At 67.4% G+C, this 26,582-nt stretch carries 22 protein-coding genes; 12 read left to right on the top strand and 10 right to left on the bottom strand.

All coding sequences use genetic code 11. The features are described 5' to 3' along the window. Positions 1-46: 46 nt before the first annotated feature. Both Rhe02_RS14525 and Rhe02_RS14520 read right to left on the bottom strand, forming a co-directional pair. Positions 47-544: a carboxymuconolactone decarboxylase family protein gene (locus Rhe02_RS14525; protein ID WP_203908729.1), complete on the bottom strand. Its 498-nt coding sequence runs from the start codon at positions 542-544 to the stop codon at positions 47-49. Beyond that, a complete protein-coding gene (locus Rhe02_RS14520; protein WP_239123821.1) occupies positions 541-1,548 on the bottom strand; it encodes an NAD(P)H-dependent amine dehydrogenase family protein in 1,008 nt (335 codons plus the stop codon). The genes Rhe02_RS14525 and Rhe02_RS14520 overlap by 4 nt, the downstream gene beginning before the upstream one ends. Before the next feature lie 312 nt (positions 1,549-1,860). On the opposite strand from Rhe02_RS14520, the gene Rhe02_RS14515 reads away from it, so the two are divergent. Beyond that, positions 1,861-2,385, top strand: coding sequence for a hypothetical protein (locus Rhe02_RS14515; protein WP_203908727.1), 525 nt, complete (start codon positions 1,861-1,863; stop codon positions 2,383-2,385). Between the two features lie 28 nt (positions 2,386-2,413). Continuing rightward, complete coding sequence (locus tag Rhe02_RS14510) at positions 2,414-3,919, top strand: DUF4407 domain-containing protein (RefSeq protein ID WP_203908726.1); 1,506 nt, start codon at positions 2,414-2,416, stop codon at positions 3,917-3,919. Between the two features lie 88 nt (positions 3,920-4,007). Here Rhe02_RS14510 and Rhe02_RS14505 read toward each other — a convergent pair whose 3' ends face one another. Beyond that, positions 4,008-4,871 carry a hypothetical protein gene (locus Rhe02_RS14505; protein WP_203908725.1) on the bottom strand — a complete coding sequence of 288 codons (864 nt, stop codon included), beginning with the start codon at positions 4,869-4,871 and terminating at the stop codon, positions 4,008-4,010. Between the two features lie 138 nt (positions 4,872-5,009). On the opposite strand from Rhe02_RS14505, the gene Rhe02_RS14500 reads away from it, so the two are divergent. Beyond that, complete coding sequence (locus Rhe02_RS14500; protein ID WP_203908724.1) at positions 5,010-8,021, top strand: AfsR/SARP family transcriptional regulator; 3,012 nt, start codon at positions 5,010-5,012, stop codon at positions 8,019-8,021. A gap of 38 nt (positions 8,022-8,059) precedes the next feature. After that, a complete protein-coding gene (locus Rhe02_RS14495; RefSeq protein WP_203908723.1) occupies positions 8,060-8,674 on the top strand; it encodes an RICIN domain-containing protein in 615 nt (204 codons plus the stop codon). Positions 8,675-8,724: 50 nt separating this feature from the next. Here Rhe02_RS14495 and Rhe02_RS14490 read toward each other — a convergent pair whose 3' ends face one another. Further along, the gene (locus Rhe02_RS14490; protein WP_203908722.1) at positions 8,725-11,811 is read right to left on the bottom strand and encodes a discoidin domain-containing protein; all 3,087 of its coding nucleotides are present in this window, start codon (positions 11,809-11,811) and stop codon (positions 8,725-8,727) included. Positions 11,812-12,060: 249 nt separating this feature from the next. On the opposite strand from Rhe02_RS14490, the gene Rhe02_RS14485 reads away from it, so the two are divergent. The 3 genes from Rhe02_RS14485 to Rhe02_RS14475 all read left to right on the top strand — a co-directional run bounded on the left by Rhe02_RS14485 (position 12,061) and on the right by Rhe02_RS14475 (position 13,994). Beyond that, a complete protein-coding gene (locus tag Rhe02_RS14485) occupies positions 12,061-12,498 on the top strand; it encodes a hypothetical protein (protein WP_203908721.1) in 438 nt (145 codons plus the stop codon). Next, entirely contained in the window at positions 12,495-13,430 is a 936-nt protein-coding gene (locus Rhe02_RS14480; protein WP_203908720.1) for a hypothetical protein, read from the top strand. The genes Rhe02_RS14485 and Rhe02_RS14480 overlap by 4 nt, the downstream gene beginning before the upstream one ends. Positions 13,431-13,493: 63 nt before the next feature. Beyond that, positions 13,494-13,994, top strand: coding sequence for a hypothetical protein (locus Rhe02_RS14475; RefSeq protein WP_203908719.1), 501 nt, complete (start codon positions 13,494-13,496; stop codon positions 13,992-13,994). A gap of 12 nt (positions 13,995-14,006) precedes the next feature. Here the strand turns inward: Rhe02_RS14475 and Rhe02_RS14470 are convergent, their stop codons facing one another. Then, positions 14,007-14,636: a DUF1345 domain-containing protein gene (locus Rhe02_RS14470; protein ID WP_203908718.1), complete on the bottom strand. Its 630-nt coding sequence runs from the start codon at positions 14,634-14,636 to the stop codon at positions 14,007-14,009. Positions 14,637-14,663: 27 nt separating this feature from the next. On the opposite strand from Rhe02_RS14470, the gene Rhe02_RS14465 reads away from it, so the two are divergent. Next, positions 14,664-15,476 carry a metallophosphoesterase family protein gene (locus Rhe02_RS14465; protein WP_203908717.1) on the top strand — a complete coding sequence of 271 codons (813 nt, stop codon included), beginning with the start codon at positions 14,664-14,666 and terminating at the stop codon, positions 15,474-15,476. Positions 15,477-15,543: 67 nt separating this feature from the next. Here Rhe02_RS14465 and Rhe02_RS14460 read toward each other — a convergent pair whose 3' ends face one another. Further along, positions 15,544-16,569 carry a M36 family metallopeptidase gene (locus tag Rhe02_RS14460; RefSeq protein WP_203908716.1) on the bottom strand — a complete coding sequence of 342 codons (1,026 nt, stop codon included), beginning with the start codon at positions 16,567-16,569 and terminating at the stop codon, positions 15,544-15,546. A gap of 70 nt (positions 16,570-16,639) precedes the next feature. Next, a complete protein-coding gene (locus Rhe02_RS14455) occupies positions 16,640-17,344 on the bottom strand; it encodes a winged helix-turn-helix transcriptional regulator (RefSeq protein WP_203908715.1) in 705 nt (234 codons plus the stop codon). 138 nt (positions 17,345-17,482) lie between these two features. Here Rhe02_RS14455 and Rhe02_RS14450 point away from each other — a divergent pair, with 138 nt between their 5' ends. Further along, entirely contained in the window at positions 17,483-18,853 is a 1,371-nt protein-coding gene (locus Rhe02_RS14450; RefSeq protein ID WP_203908714.1) for an FAD-binding oxidoreductase, read from the top strand. A gap of 36 nt (positions 18,854-18,889) precedes the next feature. Here the strand turns inward: Rhe02_RS14450 and Rhe02_RS14445 are convergent, their stop codons facing one another. Continuing rightward, positions 18,890-20,074 carry an RtcB family protein gene (locus tag Rhe02_RS14445; RefSeq protein WP_203908713.1) on the bottom strand — a complete coding sequence of 395 codons (1,185 nt, stop codon included), beginning with the start codon at positions 20,072-20,074 and terminating at the stop codon, positions 18,890-18,892. Positions 20,075-20,250: 176 nt separating this feature from the next. Between Rhe02_RS14445 and Rhe02_RS14440 the strand changes: the two genes are divergently transcribed. Beyond that, entirely contained in the window at positions 20,251-22,137 is a 1,887-nt protein-coding gene (locus Rhe02_RS14440; protein ID WP_203908712.1) for a CASTOR/POLLUX-related putative ion channel, read from the top strand. Here Rhe02_RS14440 and Rhe02_RS14435 read toward each other — a convergent pair. Beyond that, the gene (locus Rhe02_RS14435; protein ID WP_203908711.1) at positions 22,114-23,409 is read right to left on the bottom strand and encodes an ATP-grasp domain-containing protein; all 1,296 of its coding nucleotides are present in this window, start codon (positions 23,407-23,409) and stop codon (positions 22,114-22,116) included. The genes Rhe02_RS14440 and Rhe02_RS14435 overlap by 24 nt on opposite strands. A 124-nt stretch (positions 23,410-23,533) precedes the next feature. On the opposite strand from Rhe02_RS14435, the gene Rhe02_RS14430 reads away from it, so the two are divergent. Both Rhe02_RS14430 and Rhe02_RS14425 read left to right on the top strand, forming a co-directional pair. Beyond that, a complete protein-coding gene (locus Rhe02_RS14430; RefSeq protein ID WP_203908710.1) occupies positions 23,534-24,373 on the top strand; it encodes an SGNH/GDSL hydrolase family protein in 840 nt (279 codons plus the stop codon). A gap of 71 nt (positions 24,374-24,444) precedes the next feature. Beyond that, a complete protein-coding gene (locus Rhe02_RS14425) occupies positions 24,445-25,362 on the top strand; it encodes a DMT family transporter (RefSeq protein ID WP_203908709.1) in 918 nt (305 codons plus the stop codon). Between the two features lie 133 nt (positions 25,363-25,495). On the opposite strand, the gene Rhe02_RS14420 is transcribed toward Rhe02_RS14425, so the two are convergent. After that, entirely contained in the window at positions 25,496-26,581 is a 1,086-nt protein-coding gene (locus Rhe02_RS14420; protein WP_203908708.1) for a glycerophosphodiester phosphodiesterase, read from the bottom strand. Between the last annotated feature and the right edge of the window lies 1 nt (position 26,582).

Genomic DNA, 26,582 nt, shown 5'->3' with positions numbered 1-26,582 from the left:
GAGGGCAGCGCCGGGCGGGGAACCTGCGATGTCTTCCGCGGGGCGATCAGCTTTGCGCGGCGGCCCCGCTGCGGGGCAGGAAGCACACCGTGTCGAGCCCGAGCACGTGGTTGAGCCGGCCGAACGCCAGCCACGAGCCGATGCTCATGCTCAGCTCCACGATTTCCAGCTGGCTGTAGTGCTCGCCCATGCGGGCCCAGAACTCGTCGTCGAGGCCGTGGTGGTCGAGCGCGTAGCGTTCGGCGTACTCGGCGGCCATTCGGGTGCGCTCGTCGAACCTGTCGGTGGTGCGCCAGTCGGTCACCGCGTCGGCGAACTCCTCCTCGACCATCTGCCCGTCGCGTTCCGTGCGCCAGTCCAAGCAGAACAGGCAGCCGTTGATCTGCGCTATCCGCAGGCGCGCGGCTTCGAACTCACGCAGCCCGAGGGTCGAGTACTCGTACACCGACAGGGAGAAGGCGGCCGCGGCGACTCCGATGCCGGGGACCATCTCGCCCCACACATAGGCGATAGCGTCCTTGCCTTCGGGAATGTCGATGTTCATGGTTGGGTCCTTCCTAGTTTGCCGACCGCGGGGCGAAGCGGGACATCGAGCGCGTCATAGAACCCGGGCGCTGCCTCCACCAGCCAGTCGATGGCGTTCACCAGCCGGGCGGCCGCGGTGGCGTTGCCTCCCGCGGAGCGGTTGCCGCCCTCATCGGTCGCCTCCACCGTGACCTCGATGCGTGGGCGGCCCTCGATGATCACGCGATGGGCGCCGTCGCCGGTGGGAGGTGTGGGCCAGTCGGGCGCGCACGAGGCGTGGATGCGGGTGACGTGCTCGATGACGATGCGGGGCCGGCCATCCACGATGCCTAGCACCTCGAAGCGCAGCGCCCCCTGGGTGCCGGCCTCGAACTCGCCCATCGACGTGGTGCTCACGCTGGTCTCCAGCGGACGGCGGTCAACGGTCTCGACCACGTCGTCGAGCTCGACGCCGAGCGCCCTGGCCATCAGCCGGATCTGCCCGCCCCACACCATGGTCGGCACGGTGGGGGCCAGCATCGGCGGCTCGTATTCCATCGGCTGGCCCATCCCGACCAGATATCGGACCGAGTTCTCCTGGTCGTAGGTGGAATAGTCGAAGATCTCCTGGCAGCGAATCACGTCCACGGTGGAGCCCAGCCCGCTGATGAGCAGCGGGAGCACATCGTTGCCCCAGCCCGGATCGACACCGGAGACGAACAGCGAGCCGCCCGCTTCGCCGATCGCGGCGAGCACCGGCTCTCGCAGGTAGTCGGGCGCGTTGCGCTGGTCATAGAGCGCATAGATGGAGGGGGTGACCACCACGGCTCCGGCTCGGATGGCCCTGACGATGTCGTCGAGGGCTTCATCGGGGCGGATCTCCCCCGACGCCGCGTAGACCACGGCCTGCGGGCCGGCGGCCAACACCGCGTCGATATCATCGGTGGCCGCGATTCCCAGTGGGTGGCCGAGGTCGCCAAGGTCGCCCCCGTCTCGGCCCACCTTTTCGGCGTCGTGGACCAGTATTGCAACGAGTTTCAACATTGGATGTGCCTCGACGGCGCGAATGGCCGCGCGACCTACGTTGCCGGTTCCCCAGACAACTGTGGAAATCATGCGGTGGAGATTAGCAAGAGCCGATACCGCTACACCAGAGCATCCACCGACAAAATTAGAACACGTTACAAAATCAACTACCGGCGGCTGGCATCCCGATAGGACGCTGTTGACGGAAATACAGGTAATCTGTCGGGTTTGGAGGCTTACCTCCCATCGGGACGCCGTATTCAGGGACGCCGCCTACACTCGGCAAGGTGCGCCAGGGATTCTGTTCAGACGAGGATGGGCGAGCCGCCCATGGCTGACTCATTCCCCGTGCTCAGCGAGCACGCTTTGGAGCCGGTGGGGCTCGGCTGGTCCAGGCTTCGCCAGCGCGAGGTGACCCTCCCGCCCACCCAGCCGGGCACGGTGCGGGTTTTCGCCGTGAAAGGGCGCTATCTTCCCGAACCGGGCCAGGCCAAGGTGCGCGCCGCGACCTCCGTTTCGATCGTCGACATGAGCCCGCGCCTGGTCCAGGTCAGCATCGAGATGACCCCGCCACCGGGCGCCATCGCCTGCCAGGTGCGGGTCAGCTTCCGCTGTCAGGTCGTCGAGCCGGCCGCCGTGGCCCAGCTGCACCTGCACGATCTGCAGAGCGCGCTTGACGGCTACCTTGCCCAGAGTTCACGGCTTCGCCGGCTTGCCGCGCCCAGCAGCCCCGACCGGCTGCACGAGACCTACCTGCTGATCCAGCAACGCATTAGCGCCCAATTCAGTGTTCAGCCGCCGGAGATCCCGGGGATGCGCATCGAGCTGGGTTTCGTCAAGGTCGACGTCAGCTAGCCACCGCCGAAATCCGAGGACGGAAACCATGCCCTCCCCGCACCGAGTGGACCCCGACGATTACCAACCGGAGCCGCACCAGCCCGCGGCCGCCGAGACAGAGCCTGGCCTTTTCCGGTACCCACAAGAAATCTTCAGCAAAATCTCAGGGCAGCCGGAACCGGATCCGCTGCCGGGCAAATGGAATGTTGGCCGGCTATTGCGCCGCTTCGCCGGCTCCGACGAAAGGCTGCTGGCCTGGGTGCCGCAGGAACGCCCCCGCTACACCGGTTTGGGGGGAACGGTTCTGTTCACCGCGTTGATGGCCTTCGTCTCGATGGGCATCGCGCTCAGCCTCGCCTTCGGCACCCGCTCCCCCTTGGTGTGGCTGCTGGCCGCGCTCTGGTTCCTGCTGATCCTCAACTTCGACCGCTGGATCGTGTCGGCGCCGGTGCCCGAGCATCGCTGGCAGAAGGTGCCCACCATCGTGGTCCGGATGGGCATGGCCTTCGTCTTCGGCATCGTCATCGCCGAACCCTTGGTGCTGGCCGTCTTCAACACCGCGGTGGAACAGAAGGTGCATGAGGTTCGCGCCGAGGAGCTCAAGGCCTACCGCGGCAACTGGATGGCCTGCAACCCCGATCTGGGCAGCATCGCGGGGCTCGGTGCGGGTGTCGCCCCGATTCCGGGCGCATCGGCTGGGCCATCGGCCGCCCCGACCGCCGCTCCGACGCCGGCGCCGACGAAGGCGCCGGTGGTGAACGGGGTGGACTGTGCCCTGTACCCGATCCCGCTGCCGGACCGGGTCAGATCCCTTGCCACCGAACGCGATCAGAAGAAGACGCAACTAACGGTCATGGAAGCCGAGCTGGCCACCAACACCGCCGAACACACCAAACTGGTGGACGCGGCCAAGAATGACTGCAACGGATCAACCGGACACTACGGGTTCGGGCCGGTTTGCCGCCAGCTCTACGCCACCGCCGACGCCTACTGGGCCAGCCATCACATGGATCAGCTCCTCGCCGACGTGACCGCCCGCCGTGGCGAGGTGCAAAAGCTCTCCGACGAGATCCAAGCGGAAAGCGCGGCGTGGGCGGCCAAACGCGACCAGTACGTGGACGAGCAGGTGCAGCGGTGGAGTCAAGGACGCGGCGACGTCGGGCTGCTGGAACGCATCGAGGCACTGAACCTGTTGTCGGCCAAGCATCTTGCCCTGGCTCTGGGCATCTGGGCGGTGCGCGCGCTGTTCATTCTGGTCGATCTGGCACCGGCCCTGGCGAAGTTCACCTCCTCGACGACCACCTACGACCGGCTGGTCAGCGCCAACCTCAAACTCGGCGAGCTGCGCTACGGCGCCCGCCGCGCCGAGGACGCGGCCGACGCCGAAGGCTGGGCCGAGGACGCCAAGGCGAACCTGGCCGTGGGCAGGGCGCGGCTCAAAGCGCAGCGCACGGCCGAGTACGAGACCATCATGGACGATCTGGAAAAGCACTGGGCGCGGGTGCCCGATCACATGGGCCGGGAGGGCCGGCGCAGACGCGGCTCAGCGTGAACTTAGCGTCAGCTCATCGCGCCCGGTTACGGTCGCCGCACGGAGCCCGTCCTAGTACTGGGTGGACGGGCTCCCCAATGCGGCACGCTCAGGTGGGCAGGCCGAACCAGATCGGCAACGGCTGCGGGATGTCGGGGCTGACGGAGTTGCGCACCCGCAGGCGGTTCTCCCCGGGCGAGACATCTGTGCGCAGCCGGACACGGGCCATCTCCAGGCCGTTGCTGTTGCGTTCGAGCCGTAGCAAGGTTTGCGGCACATAGGCTCCGATCACCCCGTTGGCGACGGGCGCAAGCTCGAAGATGAGGCCCTCGGGCGGGCAGGAACCGCACAGGTACCACTCCGACCCGGTGAGGTAGAGGATCAGTTCGGCGGGTACGCCGCCGGTGCGGGTCCGGCACAGGGCTGGATTGGCCGGAACGAGGTTGCTGCAGTCGATCAGATCCTTCTCCGCGCCCGCGGCGACATGCTTGCCGCTGGGCGCTGGGCCGGCCGAGAAGATGCCTGGGTGGGTGGCGACGGTGACGAGGTTGCTCACCAGATAAGTCCCGTAACCGGCGGCTGGCTGCAGCACGAAGGTGGCCGGACCGGAGTAGGCGCAGGTGCCCCACGGCTCAGGGCCCATCGCGTTGGGGATGTAGGCGTTGACCTGAAAGCGTCCTATGTAGAGGATCGGCAGCTTCATGAAGTGTTCCTCGTCGGCACAGTTCGCCAGCACGTAGATGCCGCCGGGGCCATCGGTCACCCACGGATCGAAATATTTGTCCGGGGCACCGGTTAGCGGCTGGCTGGTGAACAGGCTGACCAGGGATCCCATCGAGACGGTGTTGCGGAAGTAGGAGGCCGAACTCACCACGGTCAACGTGTTGGGTTCGGCCGCGGCCGGCGTCGAGACCCACAATGACGCCGACAGCAACATGATCATCGTGGTGACAGCCGTAATCCAGCGACGCATTTTCCCTCCTTATGGAGCGGGTTGCCTAATAGTGAGCAAAGTAGAGCGACGCTCTAAGCTGGCTCTTAGTTGACGGCTGTATCGGTTGGCGTCGGACTTGCTTAGGTCGGTGTCATGCGGTTCCGTGTACTTGGCTCAATGCGCGTCTGGGACGGGGTTACCTGGTCGCCGATACAGGCGGCGCAGCAGCGAGCCGTCCTGGCCATTCTGTTGATCGAGGCAGGTCAGGTGGTCTCGACCGACCGGCTCATCGACGAGATCTGGGGCGAACAGCCGCCGTCGACGGCATTGGCAACGGTGCACGGATACGTGTTCCGGCTGCGCAAGCTGCTGTCCGACACCGAGCGCGACCTCCTGGTCACCCGGGGACGCGGCTACCAGCTGGTGATCGCCGCCGACGATCTCGACGTGAGAACGTTCGAGGCGGTGACCGAGCGGGGCAGGCGGAGCCTGGCCAGCGGAGACCTGGAGTCGGCCGACGCCGAGCTGACCGAGGGACTCGCGCTGTGGCGCGGGCTGCCCTACGCCGATGTCCCGGCGTGCCCGACGGTGGCGGCCGAATCCACCCGGCTCAACCAGACCCGGCTGTCCGTGCTGGAAGATCTTCTGGGTGCCCAGATCGAGCTGGGCAGGCACGCCGAAGTGGTCGACGAGGTGGCCGGGCTCGCCCGCGAAAATCCGCTCCGGGAACGGCTGTGGGCCCACCTGATGCTTGCTCTGCACCGGTGCGGGCGGCGGGCCGAGGCGCTCGACGCCTACAAGAACGCGCGCAGAATGCTGGTCGACGAGCTCGGCATCGAGCCCGATCTCCCCCTGCGCGAGCTGCACTCGGCGATCCTCACCGAGGACCCGCGGCTGGTCCCGCCGCCGCGGCGGCCGCGCGTCTCCTCCAGCGCCCCCGCGGTGCCGGCGCAGCTGCCCGCAGATGTTTCCGGCTTCACCGGACGAGCGGATTACCTGGGCCAGCTCAACGATTTACTGCCCTCGGAACGCCCGGCGAAGGTGGTCATCGCGGGCACGGCGGGGGTGGGCAAGACCGCGCTTGCGGTGCACTGGGGACATCGGGTGCGCAATCACTTCCCGGACGGTCAGCTCTATGCCAACCTTTGCGGCTACGCGCCCGGAACACCGCTTGAGCCGGCCGAGACGCTTGGCCGATTCCTGCGCGCGCTGGGGGTTCCGGCCACCCAGATCCCGTCTGATGTGGACGAAGCCGCGGCCCTCTATCGCAGCCTGCTCTCCGAACGCAAGCTGTTGGTGTTGCTGGACAACGCCAGCAGCCCGGCGCAGGTGCGGCCGCTGGTGCCCAACAGTCCCGGCTGCCTGGTGCTGGTGACCAGCCGCGACCGCCTCGACGGCCTGGTCGCCCTCGACGGCGCGGTGCGGCTGAACCTGGGTGTGCTGGCGGCCGTCGAGGCGCAGGGCCTGCTGGCATTGCTGATGGGGCGACAGCGGGTGGTCGCGTCTGAGCCGGTCGCGACCCGGCTCGCCGAGCTTTGCGGGCACCTGCCGCTGGCGCTGCGCATCGCCGCCGCCAACGTGATGGGCCAGCGCGGGATGACTATTGCCGACTATGTAGACCTTCTCTCGCAGGGCGGCCGCCTCGCCGCACTGCAGGTCGACGGGGATCCGGAGGCTACCGTGCGAGCGGCCTTCGACCTTTCCTACGCAAGCCTTCCCGTCCCTTCCCGGCACCTGTTCCGGCTCCTCGGCCTGATTCCAGGGCCTCAGTTCACGGTGGAGGTGGCGGCCACTCTGGCCCAGCTTCCGGTCGCCGAGGCGCAGAAGCTGCTCACCAGCCTGGTCGCGGCGCACCTGGTGGAAGAGCCCGACCGCGGCCGGTACGGGTTGCACGATCTGCTCAGCGAATACGCGGCCGCGCAAGCCGGGCAGGCCGAAACCGAGGACGAGCGGCGGGCCGCGACCGAGCGGCTCTACGACCACTATCAGGTAACCGCGGTCGCGGCCGCCGACCGCATGTACCCCTACGTGTTGCGGCTGCCCGCCGCGCAAAACCCGGCCGAAAGCCCGTTTGCCGACGCCGACGACGCCGCGGCCTGGCTGGACGCCGAACGGGCCAACCTGGTGGCGGTGGTGACCCACGCGGCAGTCCACGGATCGCCCACGGTGGCCTGGCGGCTGGCCGACACCCTGCGCGGATACCTGTATCTACGGATGCACATCCTCGAGTGGCGCACGATCGCCGAAGCCGGGCTCGCCGCCGCCAAAGCGGATGAGGACCTTTCCGGACAGGCGGCCGCGCACACCGGGCTGGCCACCCTGCACTGGGTTCAGGGAAAGCACCCGGAGGCGATCGACGAGTTCACCTCGGCGCTGCGGCTGGCCCGCCAGGTCGGCTGGGCGGCCGGCGAATCGGCGGCGCTGGGAAACCTGGGCAACCTGCACTGGGCGCTGGGCAGGCTGGATCAGGCTGTCGCCCACTATCGCGATGCGCTGGCGCGCCACGAGGAGATGGGGATGCCGGCGAGCCAGGCCACCGCGCTGGGCAACCTGGGCCTGGCCTATTTCGGGCAGGGCAAGCTGGATCTGGCCGAGAAGCACTACACGTTGGCCCTCAACCTGCACCGCAAGGTCGAATCACCAAGCGGCGAAGCGAGAACCCTCACCTATCTCGGCGAGGTGTACCGGGCACAGGGTCGGCTGGACGAGTCGGTGGCGGCGCTCGAAGAGGCGCTCACGAAGATCCGCTCGATCGGCGATCGCAACTCCGAAGGCGACACTCTGCGCGCCCTGGCCGGCACCTATCGGGAGACCGGACGGCACACCCACGGCTTCGATCTGGCCGCGACCGCTGTCGACCTGGCCCGGGTCAACAGTGACCGGCGGCTCGAGTCCGGCGCCCTGGCCACCCGCGCCAGCCTGCACCACCGCATGGGCCAGTACTCGCTGGCCGTCGACGGCTACCAGGGCGCGTTGCGAATAGCGCACCTGGTGGGCAACGAATACCTGCAGACCGAGGCGCTCATTGGGCTGGCTGCGGCCCAGTTGCGCACCGGGCAGGCTGGACCTGGGAACCGAAACATAGAAATGGCATTGGCAACGGCTCGCCGCAACGGCTACGAATTGCTGGCCACCTTCGCGGAGAGTGTTCAGCGGGAGGCGACGCTGGTCGCCTCGGCTAAGGACTGACACAGAACAGGCTAATCGACGGCTCCTACGGTGCCCACATGAAGAGAATCGCAGTCGCTCTCGCCACGATCGCGGGCCTGATGGCCTCGGTGGCATTCGGTTATTCGCCCGCGCAGGCAGCGGACGTGCAGCGGCCAGACTTCGCCACCACCGCGATCGACGGCCCGCGCTTTGTCATCAACGTTCGGTACAACGAGTGCCTGGCGCTCGTGGGCGGCGGATCGGCCAACGGCACGCCGATCGGCCACTACCCCTGCAACGCCGGGCCTGAGCCGTGGTTCCGGTGGACCTTCGAGTTCCAGGGCAACAAACTCATCTGTGACTATGAGGACTTCCTCGGCAACTGCAACCGCTATGTCGAGGTCGCCCTCTACCGCCTGCACAGCGAGCAGAACGGCAAGTGCTTCGAGCCCAAGGGCGGCGGCACCAGCAGTGGCACCACCCTGGAGCAGTGGGACTGCCGCACCGGAACGCTGCGCCAGTCCTGGATTCTGAGCAACGGGCCCAACGGGGGCTACTTCTTCTTCAACGCCAAGGCTTACGACGAGGGGCAGCACAAGAGGGCAATCGACGCTCCCCCGTTCGCCCAGGATTATCGGGTACGACTATGGACCGAAAACGGTTCCACCGCGCAGGAATGGTGGGTGGTGTAGCACCACTCCGGTTCCCCGCCTGGATCAGGCGGGGAACCGGGTTTCGTTGGCTACCAGCCGGTGCGGCCGGCGCCGTAGGCGTAGAGCGGGTTGCCGTAGGTCGTCGCCACGGTCTGACCCGCGTCGATGCGAGCGCGGATCTCGTTGCGCTGCGCCGCCGTGGCGCCCAGATCGTATGGCAGGTCCCAGAATTCGACAGCGTCAGCGGGGGTGTCCGTGCCGCCGGGACGCAGCACATCGGCCAGGCTGCGCGGAAGCTGCCAGGGCAGCTTGCCGCTGGGCGTGTAGTCGCCGAAGAGCAGACTGGCCAGGGCCGGACCCATCTCCTCGCCGCCGCGATAGGTCACGACGATCGCCTGAACGAGGTCGTGCCACTCGGTGATGACATAGGGCCGCGGCATCACCAGCACGACCACCACCGGAATCCCTTGGTTGCGGAAGTTCTGAATGATGGAAAGCTGGTCCGGCGGAAGATAGGGCTGTTCCTTCACCCAGTTGGTGCCATGGGTGTAGGAGGCTTCGCCCACGGCCACGATGGCGAGCTTGGGCGCGGGGCCGCTGTCCTGGTAAACGTTGACCCCCGCGGTTGTCGCCCGCGCTCTGATCGCCTCGATTATGTTGCGCGATCCGTGTTCGGAGTGGAAATAGCTGGTCCACATGCAACACGCGTTGCCGTCGGCCGCGCGCGGGCCGGCTACCACGATGTTGTCACCCGGGTTGAGCCGGATCGGGAGCACCGTGGTGTTCTTCAGCAACGTCATCGCCCCGCGGGCTGCCTGGTTGGCCAGCGCGGTGTAGGCGGGGGTGTGGAACCTGTACGGGCCGTTGACCGGGTCGCCGTATGGGTTTTCGAAGATGCCGAGCTGGAACTTCAGCCGCAGCACCCGCCGCACGGCATCGTCGATGCGAGCCGCGCCAACGGTGTTGGCGAAGGTGGTGATGGAGAACCCGGCCGCGCCAGGGTCAGCGCCGCCCATCACGTCCGAGCCGGCGCGGGCCGCGCCGACCCAGGCCCCCGAGGGAAGCCAGTCGGTGGTGATGAGCCCGGTGTAGCCCATGTTCTGGCGCAGGTAGGCCAGAATCGGCGCGCTGTCACCGGCGCCGGGTCCGCCTGGGTCCAAATAGGAGCTTCCGGCGTAGCCCGGCATGATGTTGACCGCTCCGGCTTCCATCGCCGCCCGGAAGGGAATCATGTGGTACTTGATGGTGACCGCGTCATACACGATGAGCGCCTCACCGCCCGCGCCCTCGCCCGGCCAGTGCTTGACCGTGGCCAGCACCGACTGCGGGTTCAGCTCGGGCCCGCCCTGCAGCCCGGCGACGAGCGCACGGACCTGCGCGGCGGCCACATCGGCGTTCTCCCCGTTGCCCTCCTGGATCCGCGGATACAGCACCTTCGTGCCGACCTCGGCCAGCGGTCCCAGCAGCCCGCGCGTGCCCACCTCGAGCTGCTCGCGGCGTTGCATGTCACCGAGCTTGTAGTCCAGCGGGTAGTTGCGGGCCGCCGCCAGCGCGCTCTGCGCCGGGTAGGTGGTCTGGTACCCGGTGATGGTGTCCCCGGCCGAGATGAACGGGATGCCGAGGCGGGTGGTCGCCGTGGTGAGCATGGTGTTGTGCAGATCCTGCGCCTGGGCCGGACCGAAGTGCCACCCCGACCGGTTGAAGGCCTGGGCGTTGTAGAACATCTGGTAGGCCTTCTCCTCCAGCGTCATCCGGCCCAGCAGGTCGCTGACCCGCGTCTCGACCGGCTGCCGCCAGTCTTCGTAGGGCTCGATCGCGCCGTTGCGGCTCAGATCGCGGCTGCCGTTGACGATGTTCACCCCATCGGCGACGGTCTCCAGCGTGGGCACGTAGACACTGAACCTGCGGATGTTCGAGGTGGTCGTCGCACCTGAGCCGGAAACCGAGGTGACGTACCACTTGTAGGTCCACCGGTCGGGCAGATCCCAGCTGGGCGTGTAGCCGGTGCCGGTGGGTTCGGCGACCTTGGTGTAGAAGTCGAGCAGGTTGCCCGACTGGGTGAAGTCGTAATCGGTGCGGCTGATGTTGATCCAGACCTGATAGCGCACCGCGCCCGAAACGGCTGCCCAGGACAGGGCCGGCCGCCGGGTGGTGGTCACCATCGCCCCGTCGCCGGGCGCGGAGAGGGCGAACTGCCCGGTGGTGCCGGGCGGACGGGTCGGGCCGGAGAGCATCGGCGGCGTAGAGGCGGCGGTGTCGACGCTGCCCTGCACCTGAAGCTCCCACAGCGAATAGCCATAACCGGTCGCCCGAGCGGTGCCGTAGAAGCGCAGATATCGACCGGTGCCGCTGACATTGAGGGTCTCCACCCCACCCGGGCCGGTGGTGGTGGAATAGATCGTGGTCCAGGTGTTGGCGTCGTTGGACGTTTCGAGCCGGTAGCCGCGCGCGAAGGCGCCCTCCCAATTGAGCACCACGCGGTTGATGGTGGCGGTGCCACCGAAGTCGATCCGCAGCCACTGCGGATCGCTGAACAGGCTCGACCAGCGGGTGTTGAGCCGGCCGTCGAGCGCCGCGGCGGGTGCGTTGCCGCCCTCCCAGGAGGAGGCCGCGACCTGTTTGAACTCGGAGATGACCGGCCCGCCCGGACCCGTACTCGGGGTGGGGCTCGGGGTGGGACCGCCGCCGATGGTGCCGAAGACCTGGAACTCCCACAGCGAGTAGCCCCAGCCGGTCGAGCGGGCGGTGCCGTTCATGCGCACGTAGCGGCCGCTGCCGGTGACGGCGAGGGTTTGCGTGCCACCTGTGCTGGTCGTCGTGGAATAGATGGTGGTCCAGGGGGCGGCGCCGTTGGGCGAGGTCTGGATCTGGAAGGCCGTGGCGTAGGCGGCTTCCCAGATGAGGATGACCTGATCGATCGCGGCCGTGGCGCCGAGGTCGACCTGGAGCCACTGCGGGTCGCTGAACGCGCTCGACCATCGGGTACCGGTATTGCCGTCGAAGGCGTTCGCGGCCGGGCTGCCTCCGTTCTCGACCGACGAGGCGGTAGCGGGTTTGCCTTGGGAGATAAGGGGGCCGGCGGCCTGGGCGAGCGGTGCCAGCACCACTGTGTAGGTGGCGATCGAAACGACGGCGACCGCGATGACCGCGCCGATCGATCTCCGGACTGGGAACATAACAGCTCCTAAAGGGACGGAAACCACGCCCGAGCCGCCATCGGGCCTCTTGGATAACACTTGGAGAGCGCTCTCCAACAGCCAGAATCATTCAAATGATTTGATTCGTCAAGAGGTCGCTGTTCAGGACTTATGCTCCAGCCAAGATCCCCGGCTAGCCCGAATGAGTCTGAATTGGAGAGCGCTCTCCCTAACGTTCCGCAGTTGAACGCTGCCGAAATCGTGACATCGATGGAATCCTTCGTGGCTGTGAGTGACACCGAACTCGGCGTAGACCTGTTCCGGCTCTGGCGTTCGGGCAAGGTCCTGCTACCCCGGATAGCCACTGTCTATGAGCAAGACAATCAGGACCTTCACAACACCGGATTCCAGGAATCCCAGGCATTCAACCGGTTTGGCGTGGCCAGCCCGGTAGCCGCGCCCTGGCAGGCGCTGCGCGACAGCCTGGTCACCCTCTTTGCGGACATGGCGACCACCATCGATATGGCCGGGGACGCGCTGTGCTCGATCGCCAACGCTTACGCGGAAGTCGATCAGGAGGCCTCCACCCTCATGCAGGAACAGATCACCAGCTACCAGGCCGACCCCGAGCTGCCACAGGACCCAGGCCCGGTCGAGGTCGAGCAGCCCGGCGACCCGATCGTGACCCAGGTCGGCCCGGACGGAATCGAGGTGCCGGTCCGATGACGACCAACGCGGAAATTCTCGCCAAGGCCGATGAGGTGGCCGCGCTCGTGCGCCAGAAGTACTTCGACGAGCTGTACCAGCCGGTCAGCATGCCCTACATCCAGCCGATGCCGGGCGACCCCATACCTGTCCAGATCGCTATAGACCCGGAACCGCTCGCCGCCCTCGCCGACGTGGTCGCGTCGACCATTCGGCCCGAGTTCGTGTGGTTCACCGAGCCGGATCCGGAGCGGGTCGCGGCTATGCGCGACAGCCTTCGGTACATCACCGGAAGCTTCCAGACCAACACCGAAGACCCCGCCCTCGGCTACATCGACGAGATCCACTCCAATACGGCGGAGTGGTACGGCTCGGCCGCCGAGGCGTTCCGGCTCAACTTCCTCGGCCCGCTGACCCAGATCCGGCACAACCAGGTGGCGCTCGTCGCCGAGTTCGCCACGGTGCTGGAGGGGTACGAGAAGATCCTCACCGAGAGCCGGGCGAAGATCATCGAGATCGGTGACCGCATGATCGTGGCGCTCAACGCGCTGCCCGGCGGCGGAACCCCCGCGGCCGTAATGTTCAGCATCGCCGCCCTGGTCGTCGGGATCCTGGCCGCAATGTACGGTGGCGGACCCGTCCTCACCGTGCCGCTGGCCGTGCTGGGCAACGCGATGAGCCTGGGCGCGGATTCGGCCGGGGTCGAGGTCGGCGGCGGCAACGTGCAAGGCGTACTGGACTCGATGAATGCGGCGATCACCCAGCTGAAGCAGGACATGGCCGACGCCGAGACGATCCTCGTCGACGTGCTCACCTACGATGCCGGCCTGCTGGCCACGGCGCAGAACCAGGCCGACAATCGCCAGCTGAATCCGCTCGTTTCGTTGCGGCCCAACGTCATCGACGTCATCGGCGGCACCGATGTCGACTTTGAGCACACGGTCGGGAACTGATCGGCTGGTCAAGTTCGCGACGATATTGGGGCGGTGGGGAGGCTGCGGCCCTACCCTCGGCGCATGACCCGCCGCCTCGCGCTCGCTGCTGCCGCCACCCTGCTCGCCCTCACCGGCTGCACCTCCAAGACCCCTTCGGCCACGCCCACCCTGGACACGGTGCTGACGCCGACGGCAGCACCGACCGGCGCGGCCACCGCCACGGCGACCAACTCGCCGACCTCGACGCCGAAGAGCAGCCCGGCCACCACCGCCCCGCCGACCGGGCCGACAATCCTTTACTTCCGGGTCAAGACCAAGCCGTCGTGCCCCAGCAGCGGGCCGGGTGGGACTTTCGGGGGCAACGACGCGGTGCTCGAATGGGAAGCGGTCAACGTCAACCAGGTCTTCGTGTCCATCGATGGGCCGGGACTGTTCGGCACCTATGACAAGAAGTCCAGCCAATCATTCCCGTTCGCCTGCAGCAGCTCCGCCGGAACCTACAAGCACAAATACATTCTGCACACGGTGGGCGGCGGGGCGGAGAAGACGCAGACAATCGAGCTGGAGGCGAAGGTCAACTAAGCATCATCCACGTCACTTGCCGGTGATGATGCTGACCGCGACGGCTAGCACGACCGCGTTGTAGAAGAAGCTGATGACCGAGTGCACCATCACGTGCCAGCGCAACGTGCGGTTCTGTACCTCCACATCCGACGCGGCGAAGGAGACGCCGACGGTGAAGGCGAAGTAGAGGAACTCGGTGGGCCCGGGATGCGGGCACGCCGGGAACTTCCACTCGGACCAATAGCTGTAGAAGCGGGCGTATCCGGAATGCAGCAGCACCCAGGCGCTGACCATCGCCAGCACCCCGAGACCCGGTACCACCGCCCCGATGGCCTCATCCTCATGGTCGGCGAGGGCGCTGAGCGCGGCGTTCATTCCGGTGAGGCTGGCGGCAACGGTGAGCAGGAAGCCGAGCCGCCGGGTGAAGACACTGCCCGCCCAGCCCGCGGTGGGCGGCATCGGCTTGCCGGGATCGGTCTTGCTCCATCGGCGCACCACCAACGTACCCACACAGATATAGGTGAAGGCGACAAAGCTCCACGCGGCGAGGAAGGCCACCTCCCACTTGGCGTCCTCGTCGCTGAGGATGAAGTAGCTCAGGCCGGATACGCCCAGTATCAGCTCGATGCCCCGAGCGATGACGATGCCGAGCTTCCTCACGACCGTGTAACGAACGAGAATGGGTTAATGGAAGGCGAATTGAGGATCCTGCACGGGCCGTGGCCCGGCGAGCGCCCGGTGCCGCCGCTGGGCCCGTTTCGCAAAGTAGCGGTGATCTCCGATGTCCACGGCAACATTCCTGCGCTGGAAGCGGTGCTGGCCGAGATCGACGCCTCGGGTGCGGAGCTCATTGTCCACTGTGGAGACCTGACGTGGGGGCCGCAGCCGGAGCGCACCATCAAGCTGATGCATGACCTGACGGCGGTCTTCGTACGCGGCAACGCCGACCGGATGGTCGTGCAGCTGGTGCGCGACGGCCGGCCACCCGAGCCGAACAGGCCACGCGACGGGTGGATGCCCTCCCAGCATTCGCCGGAGGCGGTCGAATTCCTTGCCGCAATGCCCTTCACGTTGGTCGTCGAAGTGACCGGGCTGGGCGCGGTGCGGTTCTGCCACGGCTCCCCCCGAAGCGACACCGAATGCGTCACCCCGGCGACCTCGGCGCAGCGCTTCGCCGAGCTGGCCGAGGGCATCGATGAGCGGGTCATCGTCACCGGCCACACCCATCTTCAGTTCGACCGGCGGGTGGGTGACTGGCGAAGCGTCAACCCCGGCAGCGTGGGCCTTGCCTACCATGAAAGCGAGCCGGGAACGGCATTCTGGGCCTTGCTCGGCCCGGATGTGCAGCTGCGCCAGACCCGCTACGACCTGGCCGAAGCGGTGGCGCAGGCCCGGCAGGTGGGCGACCCGAGCGTGGAGGTGCAGGTGCGGCTGATGACCCAGCCACCGACCCCGGCCGAAATCATCGCTGACGCGGAGGCGAGAGTCTTCTCCGACTGAGACGTCGGTGGGTTCGTGCGCAGCCGCACCCGCTGCACACGACCCGCTCGTAAGCGGCCTTGCCGGACTACAGGAAGCCGCGCGCGTGGAACGCGGCCTGAACAGTGCTGGCTGCGCCGGCGCCGTAGAGGCGCTGGGCGGCCGCGACGGTGTGCAGCGCGGCGTCGTGGAACGAGGTGTCCACGGCGAAGTCGAACTGCGCGTCGATGATCAGAGTGCTGGCCCGGGTGTCCCCGAGCGCGTTACGGATGTCCCAGAGCGCGCGCGACCAGATCTCGCCGTCGGCGTGTACCTCGCCGATCACGTCCTCGGGGTAGTGCTTGTTCTCGTCGACACGGCGAAGGCAATGCGGGGCAAGGGTGTAGGAAACCGAATCCCAATCGGCGACGCAGGCCTCGTCGGTCAGGGTCGGTGTGCCCGCGGCCCAGCTGGTGACCACGACCGCGAGGTAGTCGCTGAAAGCCTCGCCGATCGAGCCGGACTCCAGGTTGGTGCCGAAGCCGGCCACCTGTCCGTCTTGGACAGAGTGCCCGTACTCGTGAACGATCACCTCGGCGTCCTCGGCGTCGTCCACACCTCCTTTGCCAAGCGTGATGTTCGCCTTGTCATCACGGAAGAAGGAGTTGTCGCCACCGAACTGGTCGATGCGCAACTGAATCTGCCGCTGGTTCACCGGGCGCAGGGCACCGCCGAAACCCAGGTGTTGCAGGTAGTGCTGTGCGGTGGTCACCCAGTAGTAGCCCATGACCTGCTCGAACTGGTCCGCGTCGCGGTGCCAGACCGGGAACGCGCCGTTGACCGCCGCGGCCGGCTTGCCGGTCTTGCTTTTGACCGTTACATAGGCGCCGGTAAGCGTGCCGGAGCCGTCCAGGTCGGAGAGCACGACCCGGCGATAGGCCGGGCCGAACGCCGCGCTGTCGGCGTCCTTGTTGTCGGCCAGGTTCTGCAAACCCAACTGCTGCACCGGGTTTGGCAGGAATACGGTCGCCTCTGCCGTCGATGACGGCGTGGCGCCGCTGGCCGGAATAGCGAGCAAGCCGGTCATCGCGACCGCGGTGGCGGCCACTATGGCCCGGCTTGGAGCGAAAGGCATCTTCAGCTCCTTTCTATTGACGATTCGCCGAGCCTACCTCTGCCTCCAAGCTCACGATGCCGACGTGAAATCAGGCCGGGCTGCCGATGGGGGTGTTCACCGATTGGCGGGCCGGGGCGACGTCGGCGAAACGGCTCAGGCCCAGCGAGCCGAGCTTGCGGGCCAGGCGCGGCGGGCCGGCGACGCTGATCACCTGGCGGCGCTGCGCGGCCGACAGGGAGATCCAACCCATGTGCCACTTGGCGAGCCACTCCGACGTGGTACTGACCACGAGATCCTCCGCGTAGCCGGGCGGGATCTGGCACACCTCGGCGTTGGCGGTCTCCAGTACCAGCCAATAGCGATTGGGGCGCTCGACGTCGGTGATGTCGAAGCGAATCACCAGCCGCGGCTGCGGCAGGTCGCTGCGGTCGGCCAGCCGTGCCATGGTCCAGAGCACCACGTGCGGCCCGAGATGCTCCGGCGCGACCTCGAGCCAGCGGGCGCCCCAGTTGCCCAGGGCCATGCAGACATCGACCAGCTCGACCCCGGACGGGGTCAGATGATAGGTGGAGCCGCGGCCGCTGGGCCGCTGCCGGCGCTCCACCACCTCGTAGCGCTCCATCGCCCGCAGCCGCTCGGTCAGCAGCGTTTTGGACATGCCCGGCGCGCCTTCGAGGATCTCGGTGAACGTCCGGCAACCCAGATAGAGGTTGCGGATAATCAACGGTGTCCACCGCTCGGCGAAGATCTCGGCGCCGCGCGCGATTGGACAGTACTGCCGATAGGAGGTCACCAGGACAGTATTTGGCCGTCACACGTCCGGGGCTAGTCCAGAAATCGGGCGTCGTTGCTCCGATCTGCGGCCTTACTCTCCAACTCTGGGCGGGAGAGGCTTACGCCAAGAGTGAGTTTGACCAATTGGGAGACCGAGATGAAAGCTCTTCAGGATGCCGTGCGGGGACAGGTTTTCCTGCCCGGGCATGAGGGCTACGACCAGGCGCGGCGGGTGTGGAACGGCGCCATCGACCGGCACCCCGCGATGGTGGTGCGGTGTGCGGGCGTGGCCGACGTCCTGGCATCGGTACGCTACGCCCGCGAGCACGACCTGCTCATGGCCGTGCGCGGGGGTGGCCACAACGTCGCAGGCAGCGGCACGTGTGACGACGGCTTGGTCATCGACCTGTCGGCGATGAAAGGGGTGCGGGTGGACCCGTCCGCCGGGACGGCCTGGGCCCAGCCGGGGCTGCTCTGGCGCGACCTGGACGCGGAAACGCAGGCGTTCGGGCTCGCGGTGACCGGCGGAATCGTTTCCACCACAGGGATAGCGGGTTTCACGCTGGGCGGCGGGATCGGCTGGCTGCATCGCCCGTACGGGTTCACTGTCGACAATCTGACCGGGGCCGACCTGGTGACCGCCGCGGGCGAGCTGGTCCGGGTGAGCGAGACCGAAAATCCCGAGCTGCTGTGGGGGCTGCGCGGCGGTGGAGGCAACTTCGGCATCGTCACCACCTTTGAGTACCAACAACATCCGGTCGGACCGGAGCTGATGGCCGGCCTGGTCTTCTACCACGGCAAGGATCTGCCCCAGGTGGTCAGCGGCTTCCGCGACCTCATGCTGGCCGCGCCCGACGAGCTGACCCTGTTCCTGGTGATGCGGCGCGCCCCCGCCGCGCCGTTCCTGCCCACCGAGGTGCACGGGCAGCCGGTGGTGGCCGTGGTCGGCTGTTACGTGGGCTCGCTTGAGGAGGGTGCTCGCGCGCTGGCTCCGCTTTCCGGCTTCGCCAAACCGATCGTCAACCTGATGCAGCCGCGGCAGTACACCCAATTCCAGTCGATGCTGGACGGCTCGTGGGCGGAGGGCTTCGGGAACTATTGGAAGGCCGAATATCTCACCGGGATCCCGGATGAGGCGCTGCCCATCCTTTCCGAGCACCTCGACGAAATCACCTCACCGCTTTCGGACTTCAAGTTCGCCTCGCTCGGCGGCGCGGCCGGCCGGGTGCCCGCAGACGCCACCGCTTTCGGCCACCGCAGCGCACCATTCGTGCTTAACATCAATGCCCGCTGGGCGCTGCCCGGCGACGACGGGCCGCACGTGGCGTGGACACGGAAGCTGTGGGACGCCATGCAGCCCTACTCGGACGGTGGCTCCTATGTCAACTTCATGGGAGAGGAAGGCGCTGACCGCGTCCGGGCCGCCTACGGCGACACCACCTACAAACGGCTGGTGGCGCTGAAGAACACCTACGATCCCGACAACGCGTTCCGGCTCAACCAGAACATCGCACCCGACGGCCGGTAAGCCAAAGATGCCCAGACCCATGGTCTGGGCATCTTTTCAGCCCTTGACGCAGACCACCTGCTTGAGCCGCGCCACGATCTCGACCAGGTCCGACTGCTGTGCCATCACCTCGTCGATGTCCTTGTACGCGGCCGGGATCTCGTCCACGACACCGCTGTCCTTACGGCATTCGACCCCTTGCGTCTGCTCGGCCAGATCGGCCGCCTTGAACTGCTTACGGGCCTGGGCCCGGCTCATCCGCCGGCCCGCGCCGTGCGAAGCCGACTCCAGCGCCGCCGGCGACCCTAGCCCGCGCACGACGAACGACGAAGCGCCCATCGAACCCGGGATGATGCCCAGGTCGCCCGCACCCGCCCGGATCGCGCCCTTGCGAGTCACCAGCACATCGTGGCCCTCGTGCACCTCCTCCGCCACGTAGTTGTGGTGGCAGGAGATCTCGGTCTCGAAACAAACCTTACGGAACTGGCGAAGCATCACGTCACGAAGCAGCGCCATCATCACCGCACGGTTGCGCCGGGCGTAGTCCTGCGCCCAGAACAGGTCCCGCCGGTAGGCCTCCATCGCCGGGGATCCGGTGACGAAAACCGCGAGGTTCGGGTCCGGCAGATCCATGTTGTGTGGCAGCTCCTTGGCCCGTTCGATGTGGAACTGCGCCAATTCGTTGCCCACGGCCCGCGAGCCCGAGTGCAGCATCAGCCACACCCGGCCTTCGGTGTCCAGACACACCTCGATGAAGTGGTTACCGCCGCCCAGCGTGCCCAGCTGCTGCATGGCCCGGCCCTTACGCCGCAACACATGTGGTGCGGCCAGGTCATCGAAGTCGCTCCAGAACCCGTGCCATCCGCGCAGGCCGGTCTTGAGGTGGTCCACATCGACCGAGTGCTTGTGCATCCCGAAGCCGACCGGCACCGCCTTTTCGATGGCGCTGCGCAGCCGGGACAGATCGTCGGGCAGGTCTTCGGCGCGCAGAGAGGTCAGCTGCGCGGTCATGCCGCACCCGATGTCCACGCCCACGGCCGCGGGTGAGACCGCGCCGTGCATCGCAATCACCGAGCCGACCGTGGCGCCGATGCCCACGTGCACATCGGGCATCACCGCGACCGCGTGCACCCACGGCAGGTTGGCGACGTTGCGCAGCTGGTCGAGCGCGCGCTCGTCGACCGTGGCCGGATCGGCCCACAGGCGGAGCGGTGCCCCCGTTCCAAGGACATTAAATGGCATAACACCTCTCCTTCCGTGCGTGGTGTGTGCCGTCGCAAGAGTGTGCCGTGATCACCGACTCACAGGCCACCGGTTTTAGGGGTGTCGCTTCAGGACCGACGTCACTACAGTGTTTCCGGCGGAGCGGGGGAACCATCGGATGATCGCTGTGCGCAGCGATCGGGAGGAATCCGGATATGTCACGTAGGCCTGGCACTCGCGCGAAGCTGCGCTATTGGTTCGACAACACGATGTCCAGAGGCACCTGGGGGCTGATCGGCTGGCTCGCCGTGGCCTCCTTCGCCCTTGTGGGCGTCGTCACCTTGGCCATCGAAGTCGTCGCCCCAACCACGCCCGCCCCGGGCGAAGAGGTGCCACCGCCGTTGGTGCTGCTCTGGCAGACCTTCATCACCACCTTCAGCCTCTCCGCACCCGGCACCGGCGCGTGGCAGGTGCTGGTGCTGTGGTTCGTGCTCGCCATCGGCGGGATCTTCTTCGCCAGCGCTCTGATCGGTCTGCTCACCACCGGTTTGCACCGGCGCATGGAGCAGCTGCGCAAGGGCCGCTCCCAGGTGCTGGAGAAGAACCACACCGTCATTCTCGGCTGGTCAGACCAGATCTATACGGTTATCTCGGAACTGCTCGACGCCAACGAAAGCCGCGGCCGCACAGCCATCGCCGTCCTCGCCGACCAGGACAAGGTCGTGATGGAGGACAAGGTAGCCCATCGCCTGCCCAAGACCGGAAAGACCAAGCTCGTCTTCCGTACCGGCAGCCCGCTTGACCTGACCGACCTGGAGATGGTGAACCTCAACGAGGCGCGGTCCATCATCGTGCTCTCGCCCGACGGCGTCTCGGCCGAGGACGCCGATGCGTTCGTGCTCAAGGTGCTGCTGGCCATCAACAAAGGCCCGGCCTTCCGGGGACGCCCGCATCACGTGGTGGCCTCGGTGCGCGACAGCCGTAACCGCGCCGTGGCCAAGCTCGCTGGCGGTGACGCAACGGTTCTCGACGGTGACGACATCAGCGCTCGCCTGCTGGTGCAGACCGCTCGTCAATCCAAGCTTTCCGTGGTGTACACCGACCTGTTCGACTTCGGCGGCGACGAGCTCTACATGGTGACCGAGAAGGGCCTCGTCGGCCAGACCTTCGGTGTGGCGCTGCTGGCCTATCGCAAGTGTTGCCCGATCGGCATTCTCACCGGCGACGGCAAGACCGTCCTCAACCCGCCGATGGAAACCCCCATCACCGCGCAGGACAAGCTGGTGCTGCTCGCCGAGGACGACTCGAAGATCAAGCTCGCCAGCCGTACCTTCCCCATCGATGACACGGCGATTCTTCATGGGGTACGAGGTCCGGCCGCGCCCGAGAGCACCCTGCTCCTCGGCTGGAACGGCCGGGCCACCCGGATCATCGAGCAGCTGGACGTCTACGTGGCCAACGGCTCGACGGTCGACATCGTCACCGACCGCGCCGACGCGGACACGGTCGCCTCCAACCTCGCGCAGCGACTGCACCACGTCATGATCCGCTCCAAGCACGGCGACATCCGCAACCGCAGCGTGCTCGCCTCGCTTGACGTCGCCTCGTACAGCAACGTCATCCTGCTCTCCGACGACCAGGAAGACCCGCTGACCGCCGACTCACGGGTGCTGGTAACCCTGCTGCACCTTCGCGACCTGCTGGCCACCGCGGGCCGATCCGCATCGATCGTCAGCGAGATGCGCGACGAGCGGGACAGGGCGCTGGCCCAGCTGACCAAGGCCGACGACTTCGTGGTCAGCGAGCAGCTGGTGAGCCTGCTGATGACGCAGATCTCGGAGGACCGAAACCTGGTGTCGGTCTTCGACGACCTCTTCGACCCGGAGGGCGCCGAGATCTACATCCGCCCGTCCACCTACTACCTGCGCCAGACGCCGGGCTACACCTTCGCCACCGCGGTGGAGGCCGCTCGCCGGCGCGGCGAGGTCGCCATCGGGTACAGGGTCGCCGAGCCCGGAGATGGGCACGGGATCGTGCTCAACCCGGACAAGGAGCTGCCGATGCCCGCCATCGATCGGCTAATTGTCCTGTCCACCAGCTGATCCGGCGAGTTCAACCGAAGCCAGGAAGGAGCGCAGCCGGCTCTCGGTCTCCGGGAGCAGGCTGCGCCCATCCGGAGCGGCCAGGCTGTGCGGCGATTCGAGACGCGCGACAATCGCGCCCGGCATCAGCACTGTGCCCAGCCGGGGCGCCGCCGTGATCGCGACATCGGCCGCAACGCTTTGCGTGGCAACGGATCGGACGATGCCCTGCGGTCCGGTCCAGCGCACGAGCAGATGGCTTCCGCCGACCGCGACGGGCTCCGGCCCGGGGTCGGCCAGCGGCTGGCCCAGCAGGGCTTGCACGTGCTGTTCGAGGCAGGGCTTGCGGCGCAGCTCGCGCTGGGCCCGGCTCAGGAGCCAGGACGAACCCTGGATCCGCGGGTTCACCTCGAGGAAGGCGAGATGGTCGCCGCTGACGGCGATGTCGGCGCCGAACAGTCCCAGATGGCCCTCCTCGCGCAGCCACTGCCCGATCTGCCCGGCATGGTGGTGTGCCTGCTGCAGAACCGCCGCCGCAATGGTGGTGGCCGCGCCGAAATCGCTGCCGCAGTAGGCCCCGAAGCCGGAGCCTACCGACGCGATCCCGCTGGACTGCACCGAGGCTGGAAAGAGCTGGACGCCGTCGCGGTGGACCACCCCGGCCACGTTGATGGTGATGTCACCGCAATAGCGTGAGGCGAGCCAGCGCTCGACGTGGGGATGGCGCGTGATGGCCTCGTAGAGGTCCTCCTTGGCGTGGATCAGGTAGGTGCCCTGACCGCCCGCGCCCTCGGGCGCCTGCAGGACGAAAGGCAGATCCAGCAGCCGGGCGTGCTCGCGGAAGTCGATCTGATCGGCGGCCACCACCACCGCCTGTGGCACGGGAACACCAAGCCGCTCAAGCTGTTCGCGCACATACACCTTGTCCTCGGCGATGGCCCGCACCCGCGGCCGGTCGGTGCCGACCACCTGGACACGTCCCGGCCAGGCCAGGGCGGCAGCCTGCCACGCCGCGCTGGAACGCGGTGGCACCAACAGCATCGGCCGGTCGTCCGGTGCCGACCCGGCAAGCACCTTCGGCACGAAGTCGGCCAGGCGTGCCACGTCCCCGAAACGCCATCTGCGGCGCACGCCGTCGAGTTCCTCAAGAGACAGCGTCGGTGCCGCCACGGAGCCCCCGCCGCTGTCGCCGGAAAGCACACAGACACACGACGGGTGGTCTGTCAGCGGCGCCATCATCCCGGGATAGGCGCTCGCGGTGACCAGCCGGTAGTCCTCCAGTTGCCAGCTCATGGCCTGCACTGTGCGGGATGGACGGAATAGGAGGCTACAGGCCTGCACTTATGTCCGGCCAACAATAGGTGAAGCTTTGGCGCTGCATGGGTTGGCACCGCGATCTCGCTTGTAGCCTGCAGCCATGCATCCTGCGGTGCTGAGATTCGCCGCGCTAGGCGATTCGGTCACCCTCGGCATTGGAGACCGGGGCGCGGACCGCCGTTGGCGGGGGTGGAGCGCGTTGCTCGCCACCGCCCTGACCGAACCGGGCCCGGTCGACTTTCGCAACCTCGCCGACTCCGGGGCGCTGCTGCGCGACGTGCACGCGCGCCAGCTCCCGCAGGCGCTGCACTGGCGTCCACACCTGGCGTCGGTGCTCGTGGGCATCAACGACACCCTTCGCGGCGCTTTCGACCTCACCGCGATGACCGTGCAGTTCCACGAAACGGTCGCCAGCCTGACCGCCCAGGGCACCCGCGTGCTGACGGTCTGCCTGCCCGATCCGGGCCGGATGCTGGGCGTGCCAGGGCTTCTGGCCCGACCGCTGGCGCGCCGGGTGCTGGCGCTAAACGAGATCATCCACACCGTGGGCGGGCGTCATCGCGCCCTGCATGTGCATCTGTGCGACTCGGAGGTGCTCAACGACCGTCGCATGTGGAGCGTCGACCGGTTGCATCCCAGTGAGCGGGGGCATCGCTGGCTGGCCCGGCAATCGTTCGAAGCGCTGCGCGAGGGCGGATGCCCGGTAAACGAACCGCCGAGCGAAGAACCGGACTCCGTGGAGCCGAGCCGGATGTCGCAGGCTTGGTGGATGGCCACCCAGGGCGTGCAGTGGATGCTACGGCGCTCCACCGACCTGCTTCCCCATCTGCTGCACCTGGCCACGCAGGAGTGGCGACTGGCCCAGGCCGGCCGGTCGGACCTGCTGGACCTGAGGGTCACCCAGGATCTGGAGATGGCGCTTGCCGCGCTGGAGGCCTGAATCGGCGGATGCTTTGCGCGGGTTCGCCTTCCGTTAACGGCCTGGCCCAGCGACGCTCGCCGGGCGGCCCGATGCTGCTGACCATGGTGGCCAGCATCTGTCTCGCTTTGCTAGCGGCGTTCAGCTTCGCCGCGGCGGGCGCCGCACAACATCGCGCCAGTCACGCGCTCGCCGCAGCCGGCCAGCCCGCCACCACGTCCAGCTGGCTGCCTGTGCTGGGAGTGCTGATTCCGTTGCTGCGGCACCCGATCTGGCTGCTCGGTCTCCTGCTCAACGTCGTCGGCTTCGTCCTGCACTCCACCGCCCTGCATCTGGGATCCATCACCATCGTGCAAGCTCTGCTCTGCGCGCAGCTGCTGTTCACCCTCCCACTCGCGGCGGCACAGACCAGAGTGATGCCCACAGCGCGTGATTGGCTTGCCGCGGCAGCGGTGGGGACAGGCGTTGTGGCCATCATCTCGACCAGAGGGCAGACACCGCAGACGATGCACCGGCTCGGGCTGCTTCCGGCGGTGCTGCTGATCGGTGTCAGCCTGCTCGTCCTGCTCCTGCTGGCCGCCCGCAACCTGGCCGCCCCCGCGCGCACGCCGCTGATAGGGACGGCCGCCGGGATCGGCTTCAGCCTGACCGCCGTGCTCATCGTCGTGATCACCCATCAGCTGGCACAGGTCGGTGTGCTCGGGCTGTTCAGCCACTGGCCCATCTATCTGCTGCCGGTCTCCGGCCTGGTGGCCGCGATCCTGGCCCAGGACGCCTTCGCGAGCGGATCGCTGCCAGCGGCCGTGACCGCGATGACGATCGCCGATCCGATGGCCAGCTGGCTGTGGGGGGCCGTGCTGTTCGACCAGACCCCACCGCTCACCCCCGCGGCCCTCGGCGGCATGACCGCCGCCGCCATCCTCATCTCCGCCGGAATCGCGCTACATGCAGCAACAATGGCGCGCGCTAAAGCAACGCGCGGGCAGATCGCCCCTGAAGGCGGTCTGTAATTCTGGCGCGCGCTAAAGCAACGCGCGGGCAGATCGCCCCTCAAGGCGGTGCGATCCAAGCCCGATCTTGAGGCCTTCGGCCGTCAAAGATCGTCAGGATCGCACCGCCGGCGATCTGCGGAGAGCGGGAAGGTTAGTTGTGGAGGTCTCGGGCGAGGACGCCGATGTCGGCTTGGTCGGTGAACAGGCCGTCGATGCCGGTGGCCAGGAAGGCGAGCTGCTCGTCGATGGCCTTGCCGTAGCCGGTCAGGTCGGTGCCTACGCGCAGATTCGTTGGCAGGAATTGGTTTTCGGCCCGGAAGGTCCACGGATGCACGACCAGGCCCGCCTCGTGGGCGTCGGCCACCAGCGCGGTGGGTGTGCCCAGCGTGCCATCGGCGAGCAGGGGTATCACCCGGTTCTTGAACGGCCCGACGCCTGAGACGAAGGTAGACAGTTCGGCCAGCCCGGCCGGGGTCATGTAGTCGTCATAGCTGCGCGGGTCGCCGAAGGGGGTTCCGGCCGAGTTGGCCAGGAAGACCAGCGGCACCCGGATCTGCTCGCTGAGGTCGCGCAGGTTGGCCGCCTCGAAGGACTGCACGAAGACGGGCGCCCGGCCGTGGTCGAGACCGTGCCGGCGCAGGGTTCGCACCAGCGGCGCCTCCAGGTTCTTGCCGATCGAGCGGAAGTAGCTGGGGTGCTTGGTTTCCGGGTACACCCCGATCTCTCGGTGCAGCTCACGACTGAGCCGCTCGCGCAGCTGGAGCACCTCGTCGAGGGTGGGGATGGGGAAGTATCCGTTGTAGAGGGTGTTGCGCTGCCGGGTCGCCGGGATGCGTTCGACAGCGCGCAGCGTCTTCAGCTCGGCCAGCGTGAAGTCCTCGGTGAACCAGCCGGTGACGGCGACACCATCGATGGTCTTGGTGACCCGGCGGCCGGCGAACTCCGTTCGGGTGGCCACATCGGTCGTCCCGGAGATGTCGTTCTCGTGGCGGGCCACCAACACCCCATCGGCCGTGATGACCAGATCGGGCTCGATGAAGTCGGCGCCCATCCGGGCGGCCAGCTCGTAGGAGGCCAGCGTGTGCTCGGGCCGGTACCCCGAAGCGCCGCGATGCCCGATCACCAAGGAACGCCGCGGACCTGGGCGCTGACCCGCCCACGCCGCCGTCCCGGCCGCAAAGGGGGCGGACCCAACCGCTACCGCGCTGATCCGCATGATTTGCCGTCGACTGAACATC

It is taken from the genome of Rhizocola hellebori, assembly GCF_016862955.1.
In the GTDB taxonomy this organism is placed as follows: domain Bacteria; phylum Actinomycetota; class Actinomycetes; order Mycobacteriales; family Micromonosporaceae; genus Rhizocola; species Rhizocola hellebori.
This window is presented reverse-complemented; position numbering and strand designations above follow the sequence as displayed.